At 67.3% G+C, this 22,026-nt stretch carries 23 protein-coding genes; 12 read left to right on the plus strand and 11 right to left on the minus strand.

The window, feature by feature from the left end; genetic code table 11:
* Positions 1-125 precede the first annotated feature (125 nt).
* Entirely contained in the window at positions 126-398 is a 273-nt protein-coding gene (locus ACFWU5_RS22855; protein ID WP_379242145.1) for a helix-turn-helix domain-containing protein, read from the plus strand.
* Positions 399-417: 19 nt separating this feature from the next.
* Here ACFWU5_RS22855 and ACFWU5_RS22860 read toward each other — a convergent pair whose 3' ends face one another.
* The 4 genes from ACFWU5_RS22860 to ACFWU5_RS22875 form a co-directional block, all read right to left on the minus strand.
* Positions 418-1,377 (minus strand): hypothetical protein, encoded by a 960-nt coding sequence (locus ACFWU5_RS22860; protein ID WP_379268717.1) that lies wholly within the window; start codon positions 1,375-1,377, stop codon positions 418-420.
* Between the two features lie 16 nt (positions 1,378-1,393).
* The gene (locus ACFWU5_RS22865; RefSeq protein WP_379268719.1) at positions 1,394-1,813 is read right to left on the minus strand and encodes a hypothetical protein; all 420 of its coding nucleotides are present in this window, start codon (positions 1,811-1,813) and stop codon (positions 1,394-1,396) included.
* A gap of 294 nt (positions 1,814-2,107) precedes the next feature.
* Positions 2,108-2,527, minus strand: a complete 420-nt coding sequence (locus ACFWU5_RS22870; RefSeq protein ID WP_379242142.1) for an acyl-CoA thioesterase — start codon at positions 2,525-2,527, stop codon at positions 2,108-2,110.
* Between the two features lie 78 nt (positions 2,528-2,605).
* Entirely contained in the window at positions 2,606-3,028 is a 423-nt protein-coding gene (locus ACFWU5_RS22875) for a cupin domain-containing protein (RefSeq protein WP_379242478.1), read from the minus strand.
* Positions 3,029-3,165: 137 nt separating this feature from the next.
* Between ACFWU5_RS22875 and ACFWU5_RS22880 the strand changes: the two genes are divergently transcribed.
* Positions 3,166-3,666, plus strand: a complete 501-nt coding sequence (locus tag ACFWU5_RS22880; RefSeq protein WP_379268721.1) for a MarR family winged helix-turn-helix transcriptional regulator — start codon at positions 3,166-3,168, stop codon at positions 3,664-3,666.
* 123 nt (positions 3,667-3,789) lie between these two features.
* On the plus strand, positions 3,790-4,557 hold the full coding sequence (locus ACFWU5_RS22885) for an alpha/beta fold hydrolase (protein ID WP_379268722.1): 768 nt from the start codon (positions 3,790-3,792) through the stop codon (positions 4,555-4,557).
* 34 nt (positions 4,558-4,591) lie between these two features.
* Here the strand turns inward: ACFWU5_RS22885 and ACFWU5_RS22890 are convergent, their stop codons facing one another.
* The 5 genes from ACFWU5_RS22890 to acnA form a co-directional block, all read right to left on the minus strand.
* Complete coding sequence (locus ACFWU5_RS22890) at positions 4,592-5,197, minus strand: response regulator (protein ID WP_379268723.1); 606 nt, start codon at positions 5,195-5,197, stop codon at positions 4,592-4,594.
* Positions 5,194-6,366, minus strand: a complete 1,173-nt coding sequence (locus ACFWU5_RS22895) for a sensor histidine kinase (RefSeq protein ID WP_379268725.1) — start codon at positions 6,364-6,366, stop codon at positions 5,194-5,196. The genes ACFWU5_RS22890 and ACFWU5_RS22895 overlap by 4 nt, the downstream gene beginning before the upstream one ends.
* Positions 6,359-7,465, minus strand: coding sequence for a hypothetical protein (locus ACFWU5_RS22900; protein WP_379268727.1), 1,107 nt, complete (start codon positions 7,463-7,465; stop codon positions 6,359-6,361). Before ACFWU5_RS22900 ends, ACFWU5_RS22895 begins: the two co-directional genes overlap by 8 nt.
* A gap of 15 nt (positions 7,466-7,480) precedes the next feature.
* On the minus strand, positions 7,481-8,050 hold the full coding sequence (locus ACFWU5_RS22905) for a TetR/AcrR family transcriptional regulator (protein WP_379242139.1): 570 nt from the start codon (positions 8,048-8,050) through the stop codon (positions 7,481-7,483).
* A 131-nt stretch (positions 8,051-8,181) separates the two neighbouring features.
* A complete protein-coding gene (gene acnA / locus ACFWU5_RS22910; protein ID WP_379268728.1) occupies positions 8,182-10,995 on the minus strand; it encodes an aconitate hydratase AcnA in 2,814 nt (937 codons plus the stop codon).
* Positions 10,996-11,277: 282 nt separating this feature from the next.
* Between acnA and ACFWU5_RS22915 the strand changes: the two genes are divergently transcribed.
* From ACFWU5_RS22915 to ACFWU5_RS22955, 9 genes are all read left to right on the plus strand, one after another.
* Positions 11,278-11,823 carry a DUF6676 family protein gene (locus ACFWU5_RS22915; RefSeq protein WP_379268730.1) on the plus strand — a complete coding sequence of 182 codons (546 nt, stop codon included), beginning with the start codon at positions 11,278-11,280 and terminating at the stop codon, positions 11,821-11,823.
* A 323-nt stretch (positions 11,824-12,146) separates the two neighbouring features.
* Positions 12,147-13,514 carry an NlpC/P60 family protein gene (locus ACFWU5_RS22920; RefSeq protein ID WP_379268765.1) on the plus strand — a complete coding sequence of 456 codons (1,368 nt, stop codon included), beginning with the start codon at positions 12,147-12,149 and terminating at the stop codon, positions 13,512-13,514.
* 177 nt (positions 13,515-13,691) lie between these two features.
* Positions 13,692-14,852, plus strand: coding sequence for an AAA family ATPase (locus ACFWU5_RS22925; protein ID WP_379268732.1), 1,161 nt, complete (start codon positions 13,692-13,694; stop codon positions 14,850-14,852).
* Between the two features lie 29 nt (positions 14,853-14,881).
* Entirely contained in the window at positions 14,882-15,832 is a 951-nt protein-coding gene (locus ACFWU5_RS22930) for a DUF58 domain-containing protein (RefSeq protein WP_379242134.1), read from the plus strand.
* Complete coding sequence (locus ACFWU5_RS22935; RefSeq protein WP_379268734.1) at positions 15,829-16,833, plus strand: VWA domain-containing protein; 1,005 nt, start codon at positions 15,829-15,831, stop codon at positions 16,831-16,833. Before ACFWU5_RS22930 ends, ACFWU5_RS22935 begins: the two co-directional genes overlap by 4 nt.
* 84 nt (positions 16,834-16,917) lie before the next feature.
* A complete protein-coding gene (fabG1, locus tag ACFWU5_RS22940; protein WP_379242132.1) occupies positions 16,918-17,634 on the plus strand; it encodes a 3-oxoacyl-ACP reductase FabG1 in 717 nt (238 codons plus the stop codon).
* A gap of 48 nt (positions 17,635-17,682) precedes the next feature.
* Complete coding sequence (inhA, locus tag ACFWU5_RS22945; RefSeq protein ID WP_379242131.1) at positions 17,683-18,519, plus strand: NADH-dependent enoyl-ACP reductase InhA; 837 nt, start codon at positions 17,683-17,685, stop codon at positions 18,517-18,519.
* The gene (locus ACFWU5_RS22950; protein ID WP_379242130.1) at positions 18,519-19,568 is read left to right on the plus strand and encodes a ferrochelatase; all 1,050 of its coding nucleotides are present in this window, start codon (positions 18,519-18,521) and stop codon (positions 19,566-19,568) included. Before inhA ends, ACFWU5_RS22950 begins: the two co-directional genes overlap by 1 nt.
* A gap of 86 nt (positions 19,569-19,654) precedes the next feature.
* Positions 19,655-20,047 carry a hypothetical protein gene (locus ACFWU5_RS22955; protein ID WP_379242129.1) on the plus strand — a complete coding sequence of 131 codons (393 nt, stop codon included), beginning with the start codon at positions 19,655-19,657 and terminating at the stop codon, positions 20,045-20,047.
* 122 nt (positions 20,048-20,169) lie between these two features.
* Here the strand turns inward: ACFWU5_RS22955 and ACFWU5_RS22960 are convergent, their stop codons facing one another.
* On the minus strand, positions 20,170-20,982 hold the full coding sequence (locus ACFWU5_RS22960) for a hypothetical protein (RefSeq protein ID WP_379242128.1): 813 nt from the start codon (positions 20,980-20,982) through the stop codon (positions 20,170-20,172).
* An 80-nt stretch (positions 20,983-21,062) separates the two neighbouring features.
* Positions 21,063-21,887: a DUF3097 domain-containing protein gene (locus ACFWU5_RS22965; protein WP_379242127.1), complete on the minus strand. Its 825-nt coding sequence runs from the start codon at positions 21,885-21,887 to the stop codon at positions 21,063-21,065.
* Positions 21,888-22,026: the final 139 nt, after the last annotated feature.

Genomic DNA, 22,026 nt, shown 5'->3' on the forward strand with positions numbered 1-22,026 from the left:
CGCGCGTGAAACGCTGTGTCGGGCGGGAACTCGCGAGGATTGGGTGAGTTTGATCACTGTTTTCGTTGATCACCGAGTGCGGAGTGTCTAGCCTGGAAGAAGTGCTCGGCGACTCGGAGGAAGCCATGAGCGACAGTGTCAGACAGGCCGCTGGATCGGCCAAGGGTAAATCGACGATCGGCAAGGCCGCGCTGGGCAAAGGCACCAGGGTCACGGGCAAGTCCCGCGACAGGTTGCAGAGCCAGTTGAAGAAGCAGTACGAGGCGGGCGCGTCCATTCGCTCCCTGGCCAGATCCACCGGCCGCTCGTACGGCTTCATTCACAATGTGCTGGTCGAGTCGCACGTCGAACTGCGCGGACGCGGCGGTGCCAACCGTCGCAAGAATCCGGCCGACTAGGGGGCGGCCGGCGGCGGGGCTACCAGCCGGCGACAGCCCCGTCGCCGCGAACCAACAGATTCGCCACACTGCGCAGCAACGGCAGACCCGTCTTGATCTCCAAGTACGCGAACTGCCCCTGCGGGTTCACCTCGAGGAAGTAGTACTCCCCGTCGGTGCCCAGGCGCAGGTCGACCACGCCGAAACTGAGCCCCAGCGCGCCCATCAGGGTGGCCAGGGACTTGCTGACCGACGCCGGCAGCCGATCGCGCGCGAAGGCCACCGAGGTGTCCAGCCGCGAATCGATGCGGCCGACGCCGGACTGCGAGTCGATGCGCACACTCCACTCGACACCGTCGACCCACACCACCCGCAGATCGCAGCTGGCTTCCACATAATCCTGGAACGTGGTGGGGGTGGAACGGATCGACTCGAGCCTGCTCAGCTCGGGTCGGGTGATGATCCTGGTCTCGGAGAACTCGCCGCGCCCGGTGCCGGTGCGCTTGTAAACCACAGGGCCGCACCGGGATTCGACGAAACTGCGCGCCTCGTCCGGGTCGTTGGTGATCAGCGTTTCCGGGATGGTGAAACCGGCCCGCTGCGCAGTCTCCAACTGCACGATCTTGCGCGTGGCGGTGCGTTCGGCGCCGGGATCGTTGACCCAGTACGCCGGGATCGACCAGAGCATCCCCTGCAGGAACCCGTCGCACTCGGCCTGCCGGAACTCGTCGTCGGCCGCGCGCACCCCGTGCGGCACCTGGCACGGGTGCGGCCTGCGCCACCACACCGCGCGCACGTCGTCCAGGCCCTGGATATGCGACATCGCCCGGTTCGTTCCGGCCTTGTCCAGCCGGAAACTGCCTGTCTCGGAAGGGAAGTCGCGCAGGTCCAGACGGATCGGATCGAACCCGTGATGTTCTCGCAGGGTGGCTGCCAGCGCATCGGCGTGCAGGTCGTCGGCTTCGGAGACGATGAGCACGGCGTCGGAAGCGCCTTCCATGACAGGTGCGCCCGCTTCAGTCGAGGCTGTCGCAGTTGATGCCGTCGCGGAAGGTGAAGGTCGCTCCGGTGACGCCACCTCGCTGCGCGATCCGCAGCTTGGCCGCCCAGCTGCGGGTGGCCTGGGCCAACTGTTCGTCGCCCAGGGCCTCCGACGGGGCCGGGGCCAAGGTGATCGGCCGGTCGACCAGCTCCACGCGCATCCGGCGGGTGAAATCGGCGGTGGCGCCGGGACGAATATCCACGTGCACCTGCCGTTCGCCCGCGTGCGCGCGATCTTCGGTGAGCCGCACGACATCACTGCGGTCGAAAGTCCAGGTGCCACCGTCCACGCGCACCGAGATGTCGTGATCGGACTCGGCCACCAGCAGTCCGCGCAAGGCGGGGCCCCGATCTCGGGACGACGCGGTTACGGGGAGGTGGATGGCGTCGGTCATGGGCACTGTCTCCGATCTTCTCGTCTGCTCGCGATTTGCCAGAACCCCAAAAGGTGCTTCGGATCATAGCCCGAACGTCTGGCTGTCCGAGCGGGTTCGACAGATTTGCGCGGTGCCCGGCGAACCGCCGAGCGGCGCGTGATCGCCTAGGAGGGGCAGAATTTCGGACAACTCGGGTGCTGGAAGTGCCGCCACCTCGGCAATCACGTAGCAAACAAAGACGACAACGGCGCGGCGGGTATCCCCGAGCTGTGTCGGGAGATTCCCACCGCGCCGCGCGTGGTGCCTCGAGTCTTACAGGCCGAGCAGTTCGGGCCGCTCGGCGAGATTGCGGAAGTGATCGGACGGGTCCGCGACCAACCGACGCGTGGTCAGGTCCATCGCGCCCGCCACCACGGTGATCTCCGCGGCGACGGTACCGTCGAGCTTGATGATCTGGTGCTGGAATCGGAAGACCTTCTCGCCTTCGGTCCACTCGAACGCGCACGTCACGGTGATCTCGTCACCGGCGCGCAGCTCACGCTTGTATTTGATGGTGGACTCGAGCACCACCGCGCCCACCCCGCTGGCGATGAACTTGTCCAGCGGAATGCCCGCCGCGCTCAACAGCTCCCAGCGCGCGTGCTCGGCGTACTGGTGATAGACGGCGTGATTGAGGTGGCCCTGGGTGTCGAGCTCGTAGCCCCGGACGAGGACAGGTACGGAGAACGTCATACGGTGTATAACAGGCTGGTCAGGGGATTTTGTTCCCAATTCGAGTGCAATCTGCGCCACAGTATGGCCTGCTGTGTATCAGCTGCGATGCGCGTTACGTTCGGCCCACCAAGCAGGCGCGTCGACGAAGTGATTGTCGAATTCCTCTTGGGCGGCGACGAATTCGTCATGCGAGCCCTCGCCGCGAATGAGCCGATCCAACAGCCGGAAGTACTCGAACCGCTGCACGCCCGGCATCAGCGCGATCAGAATTCGCGCGCCACTGTCAGGAGTCGCGCCGAAAGCGTGCGGCATCTGCCGTGGCACTACCAGTGACCCACCCGCACCCACGGTCAGAATCCGATCACCGGCCAAAACCTGCAGCTCGCCGTCGGCGACGAAGAACAGCTCGTCGGACTGGGTATGAAAATGCGGCGCGGCCCCGTCGGCCCCCTGCGTCATGGTGACTTCCAGCGTGCTCACGGCGCCCCCACTGGCATCCGCATCGGTGAGCAACCGCATCCGCACGTTCTCCGTGCCCAGCGTCTCGGCATCCTCGGGCAGGCAGAGGGCGATCTCGCGTGCGTTCGTCATCACGATTCCGTTCGTCGGTTGATAATTCGCTACCGAACTATATCTTGACGAATAGAATCCTGTCCATGGATGAACGCGAACCGGATGCCGTCGATGCGATCACCGCGCAGTGGCAGCGCGAGCGACCCGATCTGGACCTCGAGGCGATGGCGGTCTTCGGCAGGCTCGGCAGACTCATGAGCCTCGCCATGACGCAGATCGAAAGCGTGTTCACCGCACGAGGGTTACAGCGCGGCGAGTTCGATGTGCTTGCGGCACTGCGCCGTTCGGGTTCACCGTTCGAACTCAACCCGTCGGTGCTCGCCGACACCCTGATGCTGTCGCGCGCGGGAATGACCGGCCGCATCGACCGACTCGAAGCGGCCGGCCTGGTCCGCCGCATCGCCGATCGCGCCGATCGCCGCGCCGTGCGAGTCGCGCTCACCGAGGAAGGTCGCGCACTCATCGACGAGCTGGTCGTGGCCCACACCGAGAACGAGACGGCGATGCTGTCGGCCCTGAAACCCGCCGACCGCACAGCCTTGGACCGAATCTCCCGAACCCTGCTCGACGGTTGGTCGCGCTGACCCCGAGCGGTGAAACAGGCATGACATTTGCCATCGGTTTTCGTAGACATCGGCATCTACTCGGCACCGGGTGCGAACTGTGATTCTCAGTCGAGAGACCGACGACTACGAGAATGGAACGCCATGCACAAGCTTGTCCGGTTCACAGTGCTCGCCGCCACCGCGATGTTCGCCGCCACCGCGTGTGGCAGCGCGGAGTCCACATCGACACCGACGATCGTGCTGGTGCACGGGTCGTTCTCCGACAGTTCCAGCTGGGATGCGGTCGCCGGGTTGCTGCGCGACCAGGGGTATCAGGTTGTCCAGCCGGACAATCCGCTGCGTGGCCCGAGTTCGGACGCGGCCGCGGTCACCTCGGCCATCGCGAATGTTTCCGGTCCGGTGATCCTGGTCGGGCACTCCTATGGCGGTGCGGTGATCAGCAATATCCACCGGCCCGATGTTCGAGCCGCCGTGTTCATCGCGGGGTTCGCGCCCGCGAAAGGGGAAGCGGTGCAGGCACTGTCGGACCCGGCGAAGTATCCGGGCAGCAAGATCGGTCCGGCCTTGCTGATTCGGCCCACCGACACCGGAGCGGAGGTGACCCTGAAACCCGAACAGTACGGTGCGGTCTTCGCTCAGGATGTGAGCGCCGAAGTCGCCTCGAATCTGGCTGCGCGCCAACGACCTACGTCCGCGGCCGCCCAAGTGGAACCCAGTGGTGACCCGCTGTGGGCATCGGTCCCGTCGTGGTATCTGGTCTCGACCGAGGATCAGATTCTGCCACCCGCGTCCCAGCGGTTCCAGGCCGAGCGGGCGAAAGCTCAGGTGCGCGAAGTGCAGTCGTCGCACGCCGCGCCGGTCTCGCATCCCGGCGAGGTGGCCGCGATGATCACCGCTGCCGCGGGTTGAGGCACGGCTGTCGGACGCGTAGGCCACGCGAGGGTCACAGCCAGCCCGCGTTACGTGCGATGCGGATCGCGTCGATGCGGTTGCGCCCACCGACCTTGGTGATCGCGTTCGACAGGTAGTTGCGCACCGTCGCCGGTGACAGGAACAGCGTCGTCGCGATGTCTTCGGTGCTGATTCCCGTTTCGGCCGCCCGGATGACGTCGGCTTCGCGGGTGGTCAGCGGGCTCGAGCCGGTCTCCAACGCCGCGGCGACCAGGTCGGTGTCGATCACCCGTTCACCGGCGACGACCCTGCGGATACTGTCCGCCAGCGTCTGCGCGGGTGCGTCCTTGACGACGAATCCGCGCACGTGCGCCTGCAACGCGCGCAGCAGGTAGCCCGGCTGACTCAGTCCGGTCAGGATCAGCACCGGGGTGTCGGGCACGCGTTCGGCGACCAGGGCGGCGACGCTGAGGCCGTCGAGGCCGGGCATATCGATGTCGAGCAGGACGATATCGGGTCGGGTACGGGTGATCTCGTCGAGGACCTGGTCGCCGCGGTCGAGTTCGGCGACCACCACCATGTCGTGCTCGCGCGACAGCAGGGCGACCAGTGCGCCCCGGATCATATGCATGTCCTCGGCGATGAGTATCCGAATCATGGTGTCCCCCCTGGGATGACGACGAGCAGATGGAACCGGCCGTCCTCGCTGCGGCGCGCGGTGACGGTCCCCGACAGAGCCCAGGCCCGCGCCGCGAGTCCGGACAGCCCGTTCCCGGTGCCTTTCCCGCGCTGCGCGCCGTCGTTGACGATCTCCAAGAAGAACGCGCCGTCCCGCCTGGCTGCCACGATCGAACAGGTCCGTGCGCGGCTGTGGCGCAACACATTGGTGACGCCTTCGCGCGTGGCCCACGCGAACACGTTGTCGATTTCGGGTGGCAGCGGCGGCAAGTCCGGATCGTGGTCGATCTCGATCCCGGCGGCCGACAGCAGTTCGACAGCGCCCAGGACTTCCGCGTGCAGTGCGATGGTGTGCTCCCCATGGGTGACTCGCCGCATCGCCTGCAGGGTGACGCGCGCGAGTTCGCCGATGCCGTGGATTTCCGACTGTGCCGCGTCCGGATCGCCCGGCAGCAGCGCGGCGGCCAGGTCACCCTTCAGCGATACCGCCGAAAGGCTTTGCCCGAGTAGATCATGCAGGTCCCGCGACACCCGCAGCCGTTCTCGGTCGGCGGCTCGTTGGGCTAGTGCAGTGCGGGTGCGGTCGAGTTGATGCACCGTGCGGACCAGGTGGGTCACGCCGACGAGACAGCCCGACAGCGCTGAGAACACGACCACCACTTCGACCACCGGGATCAGGTGTCCGGTGTCGAGACCGGTGCCGACGGCGGTCGCCGCGATCGGTGCTGTGACGAGCAGCCCGCGGAGCACTCCGCTGAACAGTACTGCGGCAGAGGCGATGCAGAACACCTGGCTGATGCCCCACGACGTCGGCGCCCAGATCATCGGGAGATACACGAGCGCGGTCAGCAGCGCGAAACTCGACCGCCATCGGGACGGACGGCGGTCGCCGAACGCGGGATCGGGGACGTCGTCGGTGAACGTGTGCGACGGGCCGACCGTGCTGAGCGCGTGGTGCAGGTGGACAGCCACGATCCCGGTCGCCAGCGCCCACCACACCACCGTGGGCCCGACCTGCTCGGATCCCGCGAACGTCGCCCGCGTCGGTGCGAGAACACCGGTCGCGCAGGTCGCGCCGATCAGCAGTGCGCGCGCGGGGCGCGGAGTCGCCAACCAGGGGCCGACCAGTGGGCGCGAGACCTCAGGCATGTCGAACCGCCGGGGCGGGTGATGTCTTCGGCTCGACGTGATCACCGTCGGCAGCGATCCCGGCGTGGCGGGAGCTGTCGGCGAATCCGGCGGAATCAGCGGAGTCGGGACAGCAGCTGAGCAGCCAACCTGTGTCGACCTGATGCACCGCGATCAGCACCGGCCCGGTAGCACCGTCGCGAAGCAGTCGGGTGAGCAGGTGGCGCAGGTCGGCGCGCAGTGGTTCTTCGTACGATGCCCACGGGTCGGATGCGGGAAGTTCGACGCGGGCCGGTATGCCCGCTGCTGCCAGAAGCGTTGTGGCGGAATGAAGCTCGTGACGTAAGCCGACATTTCCGAAGTTGGCGATCAGTTGTCGTGCCTGTGCGAGACCGCCGCGTGAGGTGGCGACCAGCGTGCCGAGTTCCCCGCAAGCTGACCCGGTGTCGCCACGTGCAGCGGATTGGGCTGCCCTGTCGGCGGATTCGGCAATCGACTCGAGAGCAGTCTCGATGGTTCGGGTGACCGCGCTGTCCACGCGTAACCGTTCTCGCGCGACGGCCTGCTCGGCGAGCGCCGCCGCGGCACTGCGCAGGCGGCGCAACGCGATGACCATCCACACCAGGGTGTAGACCGCGACCACTCGCATCCCGGTGGTCACCAACAGCCAGATCGCCTCGGGCGTCGACGCGCCGAGCCGGACGGCCAGCGGTGCGACAGCGGCGACCAGCGTCGATGCGATCGGCATCGCCAGAACCGGTCGCAGCGTGAGCAGCACGACGACGGCGACCAGATGCACACTGCTCAACCACGCGGCGCCCGACATCGGGCACGCGCCGATCACCAGCAGGGCCAGTACTGCGCAGCTGTGATGTGCGTTCGGCGGGATCGCATCGCGGACGGCAAAGGCGATGTGCCACAGGTAGATCGGGAGACACACTGTCAGCAGCGCGGCGGTCGCGGCCACCTCGGCTCGGGAACCGGTACCGGTCGCGAGTAACGTCAGGGTGCCCAGTGCCGTCGCGGCGAGAACCGTCCCGGCTGCGGCGACATTCGCGGGATCGCGCGGCAGCCGTGCTGACCAGCCACGCAGCGCAGCTCGTCCGGGTCCATGTGCCACCACGTCGAGGGTAGCTCAGGCTTCCTTGCGGCGCACCGAGGCTTCCACCAGATCCAGTACAGCGGAAAGGTTTTCGTTGGTGTGGCCCGAGGCGATGCGGGCGATGAGGCCGTCCAGGACCAGGTCCAGGTAGCCGAGCAGGACGTCGGTGGGGACGTCGTCGCGTAGGGCGCCTGCGGCTTTGCGGCGTTCGAGGCGGGCCAGGGTGGCGGCGGTGAGTTCGGCGGAGCGTTGGGTCCAGTTCGCGCGGAATTCCGGGTCGGTGCGGACTCGGCGGGCGATCTCCAGGCGGGTGCCCAGCCAGTTGAATTCCTCTGGGCGGGCGAGCATGTCGCGCATCACCTGCACCAGGCCCTGGTTGGCGGCGACGTCGGCCATGCGTTCGGCGTCATCTTTGGCCAGGGCGAAGAACAGGGCGTCCTTGTCGCGGAAGTGGTGGAAGATCGCGCCGCGCGACAGGCCGATGGCTTCCTCGAGGCGGCGCACGGTGGCGCCGTCGTAGCCGTATTCGGCGAAGCAGCGTCGTGCACCGTCGAGGATCTGGCTTCGGCGTGCGGCGAGGTGGTCGTCGCTGACCTTGGGCATGATTCCTCCAACTAGCGGATACACGGACCCCCGCCCCGGCGAACCGAGACGGGGGCTGTCGCATTATTCAATGGGCAAGCCAATGCCCTTGCGGCGCAACACTTTACGGTGTCACGCCACCGGTCCTGCAATTAGCCGCGGATCATGTTGCGCAGCACGTACTGCAGGATGCCGCCGTTGCGGTAGTAGTCGGCCTCACCGGGGGTGTCGATGCGGACGACCGCGTCGAACGTGGTGACCTTGCCGTCTTCGGCGGTGGCGGTGACCTTGACGGTCTTCGGCGTGACACCCTCGTTCAGCGCGGTGATGCCCGCGATGTCGAAGGTCTCGGTGCCGGTCAGACCCAGCGACGCGGCGGACTCGCCGACCGGGAACTGCAGCGGCACAACGCCCATACCGATCAGGTTGGAGCGGTGGATGCGCTCGAACGACTCGGTGATGACGGCCTTGACGCCCAGCAGGCTGGTGCCCTTGGCGGCCCAGTCACGCGAAGAGCCCGAACCGTATTCCTTGCCACCGAGCACGACCAGCGGGATGCCAGCGGCCTGGTAGTTCTGCGAGGCGTCGTAGATGAACGCCTGCGGGCCGCCCTCGACGGTGAAGTCGCGGGTGTAACCACCCGAGACGTCGTCCAGGAGCTGGTTGCGCAGTCGGATGTTGGCGAAGGTGCCACGGATCATGACCTCGTGGTTACCGCGACGCGAGCCCAGCGAGTTGTAGTCCTTGCGGGCAACACCGTTGGCGTCGAGGTACTGCGCGGCCGGGGTGCCCGGCTTGATCGGACCGGCGGGGGAGATGTGGTCGGTGGTGACCGAGTCGCCCAGCAGAGCCAGCACGCGCGCGCCGGTGATGTCGGTGACGGGGGAGGGATCCATCGACATGCCGTCGAAGTACGGCGCCTTGCGCACGTAGGTGGACTTCTCGTCCCACTCGAAGGTGTCACCCTCGGGAGTGGACAGGCCCTGCCAACGCTTGTCGCCATCGAAGATGGTGGCGTAGGAGTTGCGGAACATGTCCTGGCTGATCGAGGACTTGATGGTGTCGTCGATCTCCTGCGCGGACGGCCAGATGTCCTTCAGGAAGACGTCGTTGCCCTCGGAGTCCTGACCCAGCGCGTCGGTCTCGAAGTCGAAGTCCATCGTGCCCGCCAGGGCGTACGCGATGACCAGCGGCGGCGACGCCAGGTAGTTCATCTTCACGTCGGGGGAGATGCGACCCTCGAAGTTGCGGTTACCCGAGAGAACGGCGGTGACCGACAGGTCGTTGTCGTTGATCGCGGCCGAGGTGGCCTCGGGCAGCGGACCGGTGTTACCGATACACGTGGTGCAGCCGTAACCACCGACGAAGAAGCCCAGCTTCTCCAGGTAGGGCCACAGGCCGGCCTTCTCGTAGTAGTCGGTGACGACCTGCGAACCCGGCGCCATGTTGGTCTTCACCCACGGCTTGGTCGCCAGACCCTTTTCGACCGCGTTGCGGGCGAGCAGGGCCGCGCCGAGCATGACCGACGGGTTGGAGGTGTTGGTGCAGGAGGTGATACCCGCGACAACGACGGCACCGTGATCCAGCACGAAGGTGCTGCCGTCTTCGGCGACGACCTCGACCGGCTTGGACGGACGACCGGCGGCACCCTTGGCGGCCGAGTGGGCAGGCACGTAGGTGTCATCGGCGGCGGAGGCCGACACGGCGGTGGAATCCGACGCCGGGAACGACTCCTCCACGCCCTCGTCGAGCATGGTGAATTCACCCTCGCCGACGTAGGACAGGATGTCGGAGCGGAACGCGCTCTTGGACTCGCTGAGCAGGATGCGGTCCTGGGGACGCTTCGGGCCTGCGATCGACGGAACGACGGTGCTCAGGTCCAGCTCGAGGTACTCCGAGTAGACCGGCTCGCGCTCGGGGTCGTGCCACATGCCCTGTTCCTTGGCGTACGCCTCGACGAGCGCGAGCTGCTCGTCGCTGCGGCCGGTCAGGCGCAGGTAGTTGATGGTTTCGCCGTCGATCGGGAAAATCGCCGCGGTGGAACCGAACTCGGGGCTCATGTTGCCCAGGGTCGCGCGGTTGGCCAGCGGAACCTCGGAGACGCCCTTGCCGTAGAACTCGACGAACTTGCCGACCACGCCGTGCTTGCGCAGCTGCTCGGTGACCGTCAGCACCACGTCGGTGGCGGTCACGCCGGGCTTGATCTCACCGGTCAGCTTGAAGCCGACCACGCGCGGGATCAGCATGGAGACCGGCTGGCCCAGCATCGCGGCCTCGGCCTCGATGCCACCAACGCCCCAGCCCAGCACGCCCAGGCCGTTGACCATGGTGGTGTGCGAGTCGGTGCCGACGCAGGTGTCGGGGTAGGCCTGGCCGTTGCGGACCATGACCGTGGGGGCCAGGTACTCGATGTTGACCTGGTGGACGATGCCCATGCCCGGGGGGACGACCTTGAAGTCGTCGAAGGCGCCCTGGCCCCAGCGCAGGAACTGGTAACGCTCGCCGTTGCGCTCGTACTCGAGCTCGACGTTGCGCTCCAGCGCGTCGGCGCGGCCGAACACGTCCAGGATCACCGAGTGGTCGATGACCATGTCGGCGGGCGACAGCGGGTTGACCTTGCTCGGATCGCCACCGAGGACGGTGACGGCCTCACGCATGGTGGCCAGGTCGACGATGCAGGGCACGCCGGTGAAGTCCTGCATGATCACGCGCGCGGGGGTGAACTGGATCTCGACGCTCGGCTGTGCCGAGGGGTCCCAGTTCGCGATCTCGCGGATGTGGTCGGCGGTGATGTTGGCGCCGTCCTCGGTGCGCAGCAGGTTCTCTGCCAGCACCTTCAGGGCGTAGGGCAGCTTCTCGGTGCCGGGAACAGCCGAGAGACGGAAGATCTCGTAGGAGTTGCTTCCGACCTCGAGCGTGCCCTTGGCGCCGAAGGTATCAATCTTCGTCACGTCAGCTCCACTCATGTGAGGGTGTGCCACCGGCGGGGCTGTGCCGGCGGCTCGCGTCTTCGCGTAGGGGGTATTCGGCGCCGTGAGATGCCGGATTCCTCGCCGTACGAGCCTAACAGTACGCTTGTCCTATGAAAACCGCGGGGGCGGTTGGGTGTGCCGTGCGGACGTAGTCGAACTCGATGTCGCGTACTGTGCCTGTCGAGCGAAGTCGGGGAAGACGCAAGCACGCTCACCCTGCAGTGTTGGATGCCCGTCGCGACGCAGGCGATCGTGGCTCGACAGACCGGATGGAAGATGACCACTTTTGCGCCGATGGCGGCCGAACTGCCGCCCAACACCGTGCTGAGCAGCGTCGCGTCCGACCTCGCCGACAATCACGTCGCCGCCCCCAAGGGGCAGGATCAGGAGAAACTGGCCGCGATCGTCGCGCAGGCGCGATCGGAGGGGATCCCGCTCAGCGTGGTCATCGTTCCCGGTAATCCCGGCCACGATTCGAGCCTACGTGACCTGGCCACCGAGGTCGGCGAGAACACCCACGGCACCGTCGCGGTGTTCAGCGACGATTGGCTGGGCACCTACAGCGACAGCATCAGCCGGGTTCGCCTCGAGTGGGCCGAGGACGCGGCCAAGTACAAGGGCAACCATCCCGAACAGGCCGTGCAGGCGTTCGTGGACCGGCTCGAGCAGCCCGAGGGTATGTCCTGGGGCGTCATCACCGCAGCCCTGTTGGCGGTGATGGCCTTGACGATCGCCGGGCTGTACCTGGTGAAGGTTCGCCGCGGTCCCGACGCACCGGCAGCGCCCCCCACACCGCGTGCGGATGTGGGTTCGGTCAACTAACTGGTTTCACTCCAGTCACATTTCCAGGCCACCGGTCTGTTCCATGCGGTAGAAAACTGTGCCGCGTAAGGCAAATTCTGAGCAATCGATGAATTGATGCCCCGTACCACTGTGGCGGATGTTTCCTTTGGGAAATATGTGTCGTACGGTTGCTGGTGATCGCGATCGTGAATGCAGTGGTACAGGGGGCATTGGTCGACTCTTGTGGTCGATGTTTCGACTGATGCGCCAGTGGCGGATGTCTAGTCGAGCTACTCGGAGGTGCCGTGCGCGGTGCGGGCAGGCAAGACGAACCAGGTCTCTTACGAATAGCGATCGGTTTGCTGGCGGTGCTGGTTGTGCTCGGCGCCGCGGGACCGGTCGCGGCGGTACCACCCCCGCCACCCAATCCGTCCGACGGTGAGATCGCCGGGGCGACCGAGCAGGTCGACACGCGGGTCAGCGAGATCGGCGTGCTGATCAATCGCGTCGCCGCCGCCGACCAACAGTTGCGCGCACTCGACGACCAACTCGCGGGCAAACGCGAAGCGGTCAACCAGGCGCTGGTCGATTTGCACACCGCGCGTGACGCCGCCGACGCGGCAGCGGCCGCGGTCGCCGACACCCAGACCCTGCTGGTCGACGCGGGCGCGAAAGTCGGTGTGGCGCGCCAGGATTTCGATCAGGTCGCCACCCAGGCCTACGTGCGTCCGGTCAACAGTTCGGTCGTCACCTACCTCGCCTCCTCGACCCCTGATGCGGCGATGGACCGCGCGCAGGTGCTGGGCATGGTGTCGAAGAACCAGCGCCAGGTCCTGGACGGTCTGCGTCGGGCCCAGGTCGATCAGGCCAACCAGAACGCCGCCGCCCGCCAGGCCAAGACCGACGCCGACGCGGCCGCGGCGGGCGCGGAGAGCAAACGCGACGCCGCCCAAGCCGCGGTGAACATCGCCAAAGCCGAATTCGACACGCAGGCCGTTGCCCGCGACACCCTGCGTCAGGATCGCAACGCCGCCCAGACCGCCCTCGACGCCGCCCGTACCGCCGTGGCCGGTCTGCAGAGCCAACGCGAGATCTTCCTGACCTGGGACGACCAACGCGAAGCCGAAGTGATGGCCCTGCTGGCCGCGGCCAACGCCGCCGCCTCCCGCGCCGCCGCCGACCAGGCCGCCCGCGCCCGCGCCGCCGAACTCAACGAGGGCAACCGCCCCCACACCGACCTCGAATCCGGCCCCGCTTCCCCGCACCGCGCCAAACCCCGCCCGTCCCACCCCCAAGTCACCGGCTCGGCCGCGATCGAAACCGTGGTCGACCGCGCGATGTCGCAACTGGGCGTGACCTACGCCTGGGGCGGCGGTGACGAAGACGGCCCCACCCTGGGCATCCGCGACGGCGGCCCCGGCGACGCCCACGGCGACTTCAACAAAGTGGGCTTCGACTGTTCTGGACTGATGCTGTATGCGTTCGCGGGCATCGGAGTCTCCCTGCCGCACTACAGCGGCTACCAATACAACGCGGGCACCCGAGTAGACGTCGATGACCGCGAACGCGGCGACATGCTGTTCTGGGGCCCCGGCGGCAGCGAGCACGTGGCGATGTATCTGGGCAACGGAACCATGATCGAAGCCCCGCAATCCGGCGATTTCGTACGGATTTCCCCGGTCCGCGAAGACGGCATCATGCCGTACGCGGTCCGCATCATCACCGACTGATTTACCTATCGCCACTGGTAGGGGGCGAATCCGTGCAGTGCGTGCCACAATCGAGCGCGTTGGTGAGTGCGGTCACCGATATGACGAATCCCCGTCTAGTACTGGCCGGTTGCGGCGCGTTGTGGGATTCAATGGAATAGTTGGTGCCGCACGCACAGGACCAAAGCGAAAGCGGGGATGTTGGTGACTTCGACGGAAGGTGTGAGCGGGCCGAAGCTGGCGAAAGACGCCGGTACGGCTGCGCCGAGCACCCTGGAGCGTGACGTCCAGACTCTCGAGAAGGCGATCTACGAGGTCAAGCGGGTTATCGTCGGTCAGGATCGGCTCGTCGAGCGGTTGCTCGTCGGCGTTCTGGCACGCGGACACGTGTTGCTCGAAGGTGTGCCGGGCGTCGCGAAGACTCTTGCGGTGGAAACTTTCGCCAAGGTTGTCGGCGGCTCGTTCTCCCGGGTGCAGTTCACCCCGGACCTCGTGCCCACCGACCTCATCGGTACCCGCATCTATCGGCAGGGTCGCGAGGAATTCGACACCGAGCTCGGCCCGGTGGTGGCGAACTTCGTGCTCGCCGACGAGATCAACCGCGCACCGGCCAAGGTGCAGTCGGCACTGCTCGAGGTGATGGCCGAACGCAAGCTGTCCATCGGCGGCAAGACGTACCCGATGCCCGAGCCGTTCCTGGTCATGGCGACCCAGAACCCGATCGAGAGCGAAGGCGTCTACCCGCTGCCCGAGGCGCAGCGCGACCGCTTCCTGTTCAAGGTGCTCGTGGACTACCCCTCGGTCGAGGAAGAGCGCGAGATCATCTACCGGATGGGTGTCAGCGCGCCCGAGCCGAAGCAGATTCTGGACCCCGAGGACGTGATCCGCCTGCAGAAGGTGGCCGCCAATGTCTTCGTGCACCACGCACTGGTGGACTACGTGGTCCGCGTGATCAGCGCGACCCGCACGCCCGCCGAATTCGGCATGGACGATGTGGCCAGCTGGATCTCCTACGGTGCGTCCCCGCGCGCGAGCCTTGGCATCATCGCCGCCGCCCGCGCGGTCGCGCTGATCCGTGGGCGCGATTACGTGGTGCCGCAGGACGTGGTCGAGGTGATCCCCGACGTGCTGCGTCACCGTCTGGTGCTGTCGTATGACGCACTGGCGGACGAGGTTTCGCCCGAGCACGTGATCAAGCGGGTGCTGCAGACCGTGGGTCTGCCGCAGGTCGCGCCGCAGGCCGTCACCGGTTCGGCTGTCCCGCAACCGGTTCCGCAGCCGCCCGCCCCGCAGCAACCTGTGCCGCAGCCGGTGAACGGGCAGCAGTCCCAGCCCGCCGGCCACGTCGCACCCCGGTGAGTGTGCCGGAACCCGTTGTCCGCGTGCCCATGTCGTCTCACGCTCCGCCGTCGTTCCGTGCCGGTGAACTGACCGACCCGAAGCTGGCCGCCGCGCTGAAAACCCTCGAGTTGACCGTGCGGCGGCGCCTGGACGGCGTGCTGCACGGTGACCACCAGGGTCTGATCCCCGGTCCGGGTTCGGAACCGGGGGAGGCGCGGCTGTACCAGCCGGGTGACGATGTGCGACAGATGGATTGGTCGGTCACCGCCCGCACCACCCACCCGCACGTGCGGCAGATGATCGCCGACCGTGAGCTGGAGACCTGGCTCGTGGTCGACCTGTCGTCGAGTCTGGACTTCGGCACCGGCCGCGTGCACAAGCGCGATCTGGCGATCGCGGCCGCCGCGGCCATCACCCACCTCACCTCCGGTGGCGGCAACCGGATCGGCGCCGTCGTGGCGACCGGTCAGGACCTGGTGCGCATCCCCGCGCGCAGCGGACGCCTGCACGCGCAGACCATGCTGCGCGGCATCGCGACCACCCCGCACGCCCGCGACGGTGTGCGCGGAGACCTCAAGGCCGGAATCGAATCGCTGCGCCGTCCGCAACGCAAACGCGGCCTGGCCGTGGTGATCAGCGACTTCCTCGGCGACGTGGACTGGCAGCGGTCGCTGCGCGCGATCTCCGCCCGGCACGACATCCTCGCGGTGGAGGTCCTTGACCCCCTCGACATCGCCCTGCCCGACGGCGGCGACGTGGTGCTGCACGATCCCGAATCGGGCCGCACCCGCGAATTCAGCGTCACCCCCCAGCTGCGCGCCGATTTCGCCGCCGCGGCCGGAGCCCAGCGCGCGCAGGTGGCTCAGGCGCTGCGCAGCTGTGGCGCACCGGTGATGACCTTGCAGACTGATCGGGACTGGATCGCCGACGTGGTCCGGTTCGTGTCCACCCGGCGCCACAGCCTCGGCGCCCCGAGCGGGCGGGTGCCTCGCCAGTGAGTATTTCGCATTTCACCGCTGTTGCCTGGCTGGGCTTCCTCGCGGTCGTCGCCCTGCTCGTGCTCGGCTACGTGCTGGTGCAGCGGGCCCGCCACAAGCGGATGCTGCAGTTCGGCAACATGGCGATTCTGGAACGGGTCGCCCCGTCGCGACCGAGCCCGATGCGCCATGCGCCGATCGCGCTGATCCTGGTCGGCCTGGTGTTGCTGACCATCGCCGCCGCGGGCCCGACCGCCGTGCAGAAGGTGCCGCGCAATCGCGCGACTGTTGTTCTGGTGATGGATGTTTCGCTGTCGATGGAAGCCACCGACGTCGAGCCCGACCGACTGCAGGTCGCGCAGAAAGCAGGTAAGGAGTTCGTCGAAGGGCTGACTCCGGGCATCAACCTCGGTTTCGTCACGTTCGCGGGCACCGCCTCGGTGATGGTGTCGCCCACGACCAACCGCGAAGCGGTCAAGCACTCCATCGACAACATCAAACTGGCCGAGCGCACCGCCACCGGCGAGGGCATCCTCACCGCCCTGCAGTCGATCGACACCCTGGCCGCGGTGCTCGGTGGCGCGGAAACGCCGCCGCCCGCGCGGGTGGTGTTGATGTCGGACGGCAAGCAGACCGTGCCCGACGACAAGGACGTCGACAACCCACGGCACGGTTTCACCGCCGCGCGCCTGGCCAAGAACAAGGGCATCCCGGTGTCCACGATCTCCTTCGGCACCGAGTGGGGCACCGTGGAGATCCCCGATTCCGACGGCAAGGGTTCGCAGCGGGTGAAGGTGGCCGTGGACAACGACTCGTTGCGCGAGATCGCCGAACTGTCGGGCGGCGACTTCTACACCGCGTCGTCGCTGGCCGAGCTCACCGCGGTCTATGACACCCTCGAGGAACAGATCGGCTACGAAACCACCCGCGGCGATGCGAGCAGGCCGTGGCTGTTGGCCGGCATGTTGGCCATCGCGGCCGGTGTCGTGGTCAGTTTGCTCTATCGCCAACGCCTGCCCTAGCCTCCCACCGCCCGCGTTGTGAGCTGTCGCAACGGCGCGACCCTGACGCAGGGCGCATGAATCAGAACAGATAGGTTGGACCCTATGTCGAACGTCACATCCCGGTCGGTGCTGGTCACCGGCGGTAATCGCGGTATCGGTCTCGCTGTCGCGCAGCGCCTGCTGGCCGACGGCCACAAGGTCGCCGTCACCCACCGTGGATCGGGGGTGCCTGAAGGTCTGTTCGGTGTGAAATGCGATGTCACCGACAGCGATTCGGTCGATCGCGCGTTCACCGAGGTGGAAGAACACCAGGGTCCGGTGGAGGTGCTGGTCGCCAATGCCGGCATCACCGATGACACGCTGCTGATGCGCATGACCGAGGATCAGTTCGAGCGCGTCATCGACGCCAACCTCACCGGTGCGTTCCGCTGCGCCAAGCGCGCCAACCGCGCCATGCTGCGCGCCCGCTGGGGCCGGATGATCTTCCTGGGTTCGGTTGTCGGCCTTGGCGGTGGCCCCGGTCAGATCAACTACGCCTCCTCCAAGGCGGGCGTGATCGGCATGGCTCGCTCGATCACCCGCGAGCTGGGTTCGCGCTCGATCACCGCCAACGTGGTCGCGCCCGGTTTCATCGAGACCGACATGACCGCGGAACTGCCCGAGGACATGAAGGACATGGCGAAGAAGTTCATCCCGCTGGGCCGTCTGGGCCAGGCCGAGGAGGTCGCCGCCGTGATCAGCTTCCTGGCTTCCGAGGATTCCCGCTACGTCACCGGCGCGGTCATCCCGGTCGACGGCGGCATGGGCATGGGTCACTGATCCACCCCCTTCACAACCACACACTGATTTCAGGAGAACCGAAAACTCATGGGCGGACTGCTCGAAGGTAAGACCATCCTGGTCACCGGCATCATCACCGACTCGTCGATCGCGTTCCACGCGGCCGCGATCGCGCAGGAGCAGGGCGCGAGGGTGATCATCACCGGTATCCCCGACCGCCTGCGCCTGATCGACCGCATCGCCAAGCGCCTCCCGCAGGAAGTGCCCCCGGCCATCGGCCTGGACGTGACCAACGAAGAGGACCTGGCCGCGCTCACCGAGAAGCTGCGCGAACTGGCCCCCGAGGGCATCGACGGTGCGCTGCACTCGATCGCGTTCGCGCCGCGTTCGATCATGGGCCCCGGCTCGCTGCCGTTCCTCGAGGGCCCCGGCCCCGATGTCGCCAAGTCGTTCGAGATCTCGGCGTGGAGCTACGCCTCCCTGGCCCGCGCGGTGCTTCCCGTGATGAACGAGGGCGGCTCGCTGGTCGGCATGGACTTCGATCCGCGCGTGGCCATGCCGTACTACAACTGGATGGGCGTGTCCAAGGCCGCGCTGGAATCGGTGAACCGGTACGTGGCGCGAGAAGTGGGCGCCGCCAAGAAGATTCGCTCGAACCTGATCGCCGCGGGCCCGATCAAGACCCTGGCGGCCAAGGCCATCGCGGGCACCGCCACCGACGACGCCAAGCAGCTGGTGCAGCTGGACCAGTACTGGGACGGCGCGTCGCCGATCGGCTGGGACGGCAACGACCCGCGCGCGGTCGGCAAGTCGATCGTGGCCCTGCTGTCGGATTGGCTGCCCGCCACCACCGGCTCGATCATCTACGTCGACGGCGGCGCCAGCCACAACATGTGGTTCCCGGAGAACATGTCCCTGAGCTGATGCCCGACGCACTGCTGCTGCTGTCTTTCGGCGGCCCCGAAGGCCCCGAGGACGTGATCCCCTTCCTGGAGAACGTCACTCGGGGCCGCGGGGTACCCCCGCAACGGCTGGCCGAGGTCGCGCAGCACTACCTGCATTTCGGTGGGGTCTCACCGATCAACGCGCTGAATCAGCGGATCATCGCCGCGCTCGAGGCCGATCTGGCCGATGCGGGGCTGGATCTGCCGGTGTACTTCGGCAATCGCAACTGGCATCCCATGGTCGAGGACACTGTCGCGCGGATGACCGCGGACGGTGTGCGTTCGGCCCTGGTGTTTCCCACCTCCGCGTGGGGTGGTTACTCCGGCTGCCGCCAGTACGACGAGGACATCTCGCGGGCTCGCGCGGCCGTGGGTGACGGTGCGCCCGAACTGGTGAAACTGCGCCAGTATTTCGATCACCCGCTGTTGATCGAGTCGTTCGCCGACGCGATCACCACTGCGGTGCAACAGATTCCGGCCGATCGTCGCGCCGGTGTGCGCCTGGTATTCACAGCGCATTCGATTCCGGTGGCTGCCGATATCGCCGCGGGACCGCCTGCCGATGGCGGACGTCTCTACAGTCGTCAGGTTGCCGAAGCTGCCCGATTGTGTGCGGCGGCAACAGGTTTCGCCGACTACGACGTGGTGTGGCAGTCGCGGTCGGGCCCGCCGCAGGTGCCGTGGCTGGAACCCGACATCCTCGACCACCTGGATGCATTGCACGGCAAGGGAATCGACGCCGTGGTGGTGTGCCCGGTCGGCTTCGTATCCGATCACCTCGAAGTGATCTGGGATCTGGACAACGAGGCCAGCGCACGCGCCGCCGAACTCGGCATGGCCTTCGCGCGCGCGGGAACCCCCGGCACCGACCCGCGGTTCTCGCGGATGATCGTGGAGCTGATCGGTGAACGCGTGAGCGGCGCACCGGTGCGTGAACTCGGAGAAGTCCCCGGTTACGGGTGCACCGTCGACGGCGCCCTGTGCGCGCCGGGCTGCTGCGAACTGCCCCAGCGCCCCGCTGCGCGCTGAACACAACCGGGTAACCATTTGTCGGTAGTGCCCGGTTCCGGGAGTAGCCTTTGCTCAGTTGCGCTCGACTGATCGGAGGACTTCCGATGGTTTCGATCTCGCCGCGTCGCACGACCGGGCTGGCCCTGGTCTTGTCCGCAGCCGCGCTCGGCCTGACCGGGTGTGGCAAGGAAGGCTTCCAAACCGAGCCGGTCCCGGCACCCCCGACCACGATCTCGGTGGTCGCGGCGGACAGGTTGTGCGGGATTTTCGACGCGCAGAAGGGGACCTGGAAGGCGTTGGGCCCGCAGGTCGCGCAGGTGGCGTTCACCGGCGTTATGAAGCTGTGGACCATCGATGACACGGTCGCGGGTGCCGCTGTCGCCTACAACCGCCGCATCGTGGATACGGCCACGATGCGTGCCTGCCCTCGGGTGCGCAGCGCCGTCTTGAAAGCGCTAGAAGTTCCCGATCTGCGGGCGGCACTCGGCGGATTCTGAAGCGGAACTTCGTAACGACGCACGGCGCTTCGCCTGCGCGCTATCGGTTGCGGCGGGCGGCGGCAACGCGCTTCGCCTACGCGTTTTCGGTCGCGGCGAGTGTCGGACCTGTCTTCGCCCTGCTATCCGTCGCGGCGGGTGGCGGCGTGGACGGCGACGAGGCGGGCTTCGCGGATCGTGTTCCACAGCGGGCGTAGCAGCGATTCGTGTGCGCCGATCGCGGTGGCCGAAGTGGGTGAGGACGCCGGTTCGTGCTGGGCGACGGTGAGAATCGCGGCCACATGGTCGGCGGTGTCGAGAATTCGCTTGGCGCGCAACGGAATCGAATCGGGGTAGGCGTGGCGCGAGTAGGCTGCCAGTTGCGCCTCGATCTGTTCGCGCGGGTCGTCGTCGCCGTTGCCGATCGAGGTGGTGTGCAGTTGCATCAGCGCGTCGGCGGCATCGCGCACCGATTCGCGCATGGTGTACTCGGCCTCGCCCAGCGACATGTCGTGCCCCGCGATACGCGGCAGATCCACCCCGTACACCGTCCACTGCAGGGTGTCGTCGTCGTCCCACTGCGGGATGAGCCCGGTGCCGGGCTCGCCGGGAACGCCCAGCAGGATGCCCTCCTCGGCGTCGATCGCGTCGGCGGCGAACGCGGTACCCACCGGCAGCCCCCGCACGTCACCGGGCGCCGGCAGCACCAGTCGCAACTGCGCGCCCGCCGGGGCCATCGCCTCCCGGATCACCTTCAGCAGCGGCATCGCGCCGGTGCCCGCGTCGCCGCGTGAGGTCCACGGCAGATCGGTGCGACCGCCGGTGACCGGGTCGCCCGCCGCGATGGTGTGCCGCGGTGCCCAGGCGTGCAGTGCCTCCAGCACGTCGTCGGGCGCGCTGGTACCGGCCAGCCAGGAGCCGGCCCACAGCGTCAGCGTCGCACTGGGAGAGCACATAATCATCGAGCATAAAGGTTCGCCGGGGTTCGCGTGTGCGCACTGAGGTCGCGAATAGGCCTGCCTGACCTGGTATGCGGTTACTGCGGCTCGGTCACGAAGTCGATGAGCCGTTCCACCGCGCCGATGAGCGGGGCCTCCAGATCGCGGAACGAGCCGACCGCGTTGTAGACCCGCCGCCACCCCTGCTGCGGGGTTCCCCAGCCCAGACGTTCGCAGATGCCGGTCTTCCAATCCTCGCCGCGCGGCACGGTCGGCCAGGCGTCGATGCCCAGCGCCGCGGGGCGTACCGCCTGCCAGACGTCGATGTACGGGTGCCCGGTCACCAGCACGTGCGGGCCGAGTCCGGTGGTCAGCTGCGACTCCTTGGAGCCGGTGACCAGGTGGTCCACCAGCACGCCCACGCGCGCACCGGGACCGGGCTCGAACTCCACGAACCGGGCACCGAGATTGTCCAGCCCTTCCAGATGTTCCACGACCACGCCCTCCACCCGCAGGTCGTGCCCCCACACCCGCTCGACCAGCGCCGCGTCGTGCACACCCTCCACCCAGATCCGGCTGGTTCTAGCCACCCGCGCGCGCAGACCCTCCACGCGCGTGGACCCCGACGCGGAGCGGGTCGGTGGCTTGGGCGCGGTCGCGGTGGGCCGGATCAGCGTGACCGGTTTACCGTCGATCAGGAATGCCGCTTCGCGCATCGCGAACAGGCGAACCACCCCGCGTCCGTCCTCGAGTTTCACGAACTCACCGTCGTAGCTGCGGTCGAAACCGACTACGGCACCGCAGAATCCGCTGACCGCGTCCTCGGCGACCAGGTCGCGCACCGCGATCACCGTCGGCACCGGCGTCTTCTTGGTGCGATCGTGTCCGGAATAGATGTCCCCGTAGCTGTCTCGTGCACTCACGCCCCTGAAACTACCGCGCACGGCACCCGATGCGTCGCACCGTGATGCCGGTGGGTCTGTTGCGTTGGGGGCGTTCGTACTTCGCGGTGACCCGGTGCGCCCGAGATCGAATTCCGGGTGCCTCGAGGAGCCCCGCGAA

Origin of the sequence: Nocardia sp. NPDC058640 (assembly GCF_042716995.1) — a bacterium.
In the GTDB taxonomy this organism is placed as follows: domain Bacteria; phylum Actinomycetota; class Actinomycetes; order Mycobacteriales; family Mycobacteriaceae; genus Nocardia.

What these genes read in the sequence shown, in the direction of transcription:
- acnA (WP_379268728.1), bottom strand. Translation starts at nt 10,995, where the DNA reads ATGAGTGGAGCTGACGTGACGAAGATTGATACCTTCGGCGCCAAGGGC.
- ACFWU5_RS22890 (WP_379268723.1), bottom strand. Translation starts at nt 5,197, where the DNA reads ATGATTCGGATACTCATCGCCGAGGACATGCATATGATCCGGGGCGCA.
- ACFWU5_RS22855 (WP_379242145.1), top strand. Translation starts at nt 126, where the DNA reads ATGAGCGACAGTGTCAGACAGGCCGCTGGATCGGCCAAGGGTAAATCG.
- ACFWU5_RS22880 (WP_379268721.1), top strand. Translation starts at nt 3,166, where the DNA reads ATGGATGAACGCGAACCGGATGCCGTCGATGCGATCACCGCGCAGTGG.
- ACFWU5_RS22925 (WP_379268732.1), top strand. Translation starts at nt 13,692, where the DNA reads ATGTTGGTGACTTCGACGGAAGGTGTGAGCGGGCCGAAGCTGGCGAAA.
- fabG1 (WP_379242132.1), top strand. Translation starts at nt 16,918, where the DNA reads ATGTCGAACGTCACATCCCGGTCGGTGCTGGTCACCGGCGGTAATCGC.
- ACFWU5_RS22860 (WP_379268717.1), bottom strand. Translation starts at nt 1,377, where the DNA reads ATGGAAGGCGCTTCCGACGCCGTGCTCATCGTCTCCGAAGCCGACGAC.
- ACFWU5_RS22895 (WP_379268725.1), bottom strand. Translation starts at nt 6,366, where the DNA reads ATGCCTGAGGTCTCGCGCCCACTGGTCGGCCCCTGGTTGGCGACTCCG.
- ACFWU5_RS22905 (WP_379242139.1), bottom strand. Translation starts at nt 8,050, where the DNA reads ATGCCCAAGGTCAGCGACGACCACCTCGCCGCACGCCGAAGCCAGATC.
- ACFWU5_RS22915 (WP_379268730.1), top strand. Translation starts at nt 11,278, where the DNA reads ATGACCACTTTTGCGCCGATGGCGGCCGAACTGCCGCCCAACACCGTG.
- inhA (WP_379242131.1), top strand. Translation starts at nt 17,683, where the DNA reads ATGGGCGGACTGCTCGAAGGTAAGACCATCCTGGTCACCGGCATCATC.
- ACFWU5_RS22950 (WP_379242130.1), top strand. Translation starts at nt 18,519, where the DNA reads ATGCCCGACGCACTGCTGCTGCTGTCTTTCGGCGGCCCCGAAGGCCCC.
- ACFWU5_RS22865 (WP_379268719.1), bottom strand. Translation starts at nt 1,813, where the DNA reads ATGACCGACGCCATCCACCTCCCCGTAACCGCGTCGTCCCGAGATCGG.
- ACFWU5_RS22960 (WP_379242128.1), bottom strand. Translation starts at nt 20,982, where the DNA reads ATGTGCTCTCCCAGTGCGACGCTGACGCTGTGGGCCGGCTCCTGGCTG.
- ACFWU5_RS22930 (WP_379242134.1), top strand. Translation starts at nt 14,882, where the DNA reads ATGTCGTCTCACGCTCCGCCGTCGTTCCGTGCCGGTGAACTGACCGAC.
- ACFWU5_RS22875 (WP_379242478.1), bottom strand. Translation starts at nt 3,028, where the DNA reads ATGCGGTTGCTCACCGATGCGGATGCCAGTGGGGGCGCCGTGAGCACG.
- ACFWU5_RS22885 (WP_379268722.1), top strand. Translation starts at nt 3,790, where the DNA reads ATGCACAAGCTTGTCCGGTTCACAGTGCTCGCCGCCACCGCGATGTTC.
- ACFWU5_RS22955 (WP_379242129.1), top strand. Translation starts at nt 19,655, where the DNA reads ATGGTTTCGATCTCGCCGCGTCGCACGACCGGGCTGGCCCTGGTCTTG.
- ACFWU5_RS22870 (WP_379242142.1), bottom strand. Translation starts at nt 2,527, where the DNA reads ATGACGTTCTCCGTACCTGTCCTCGTCCGGGGCTACGAGCTCGACACC.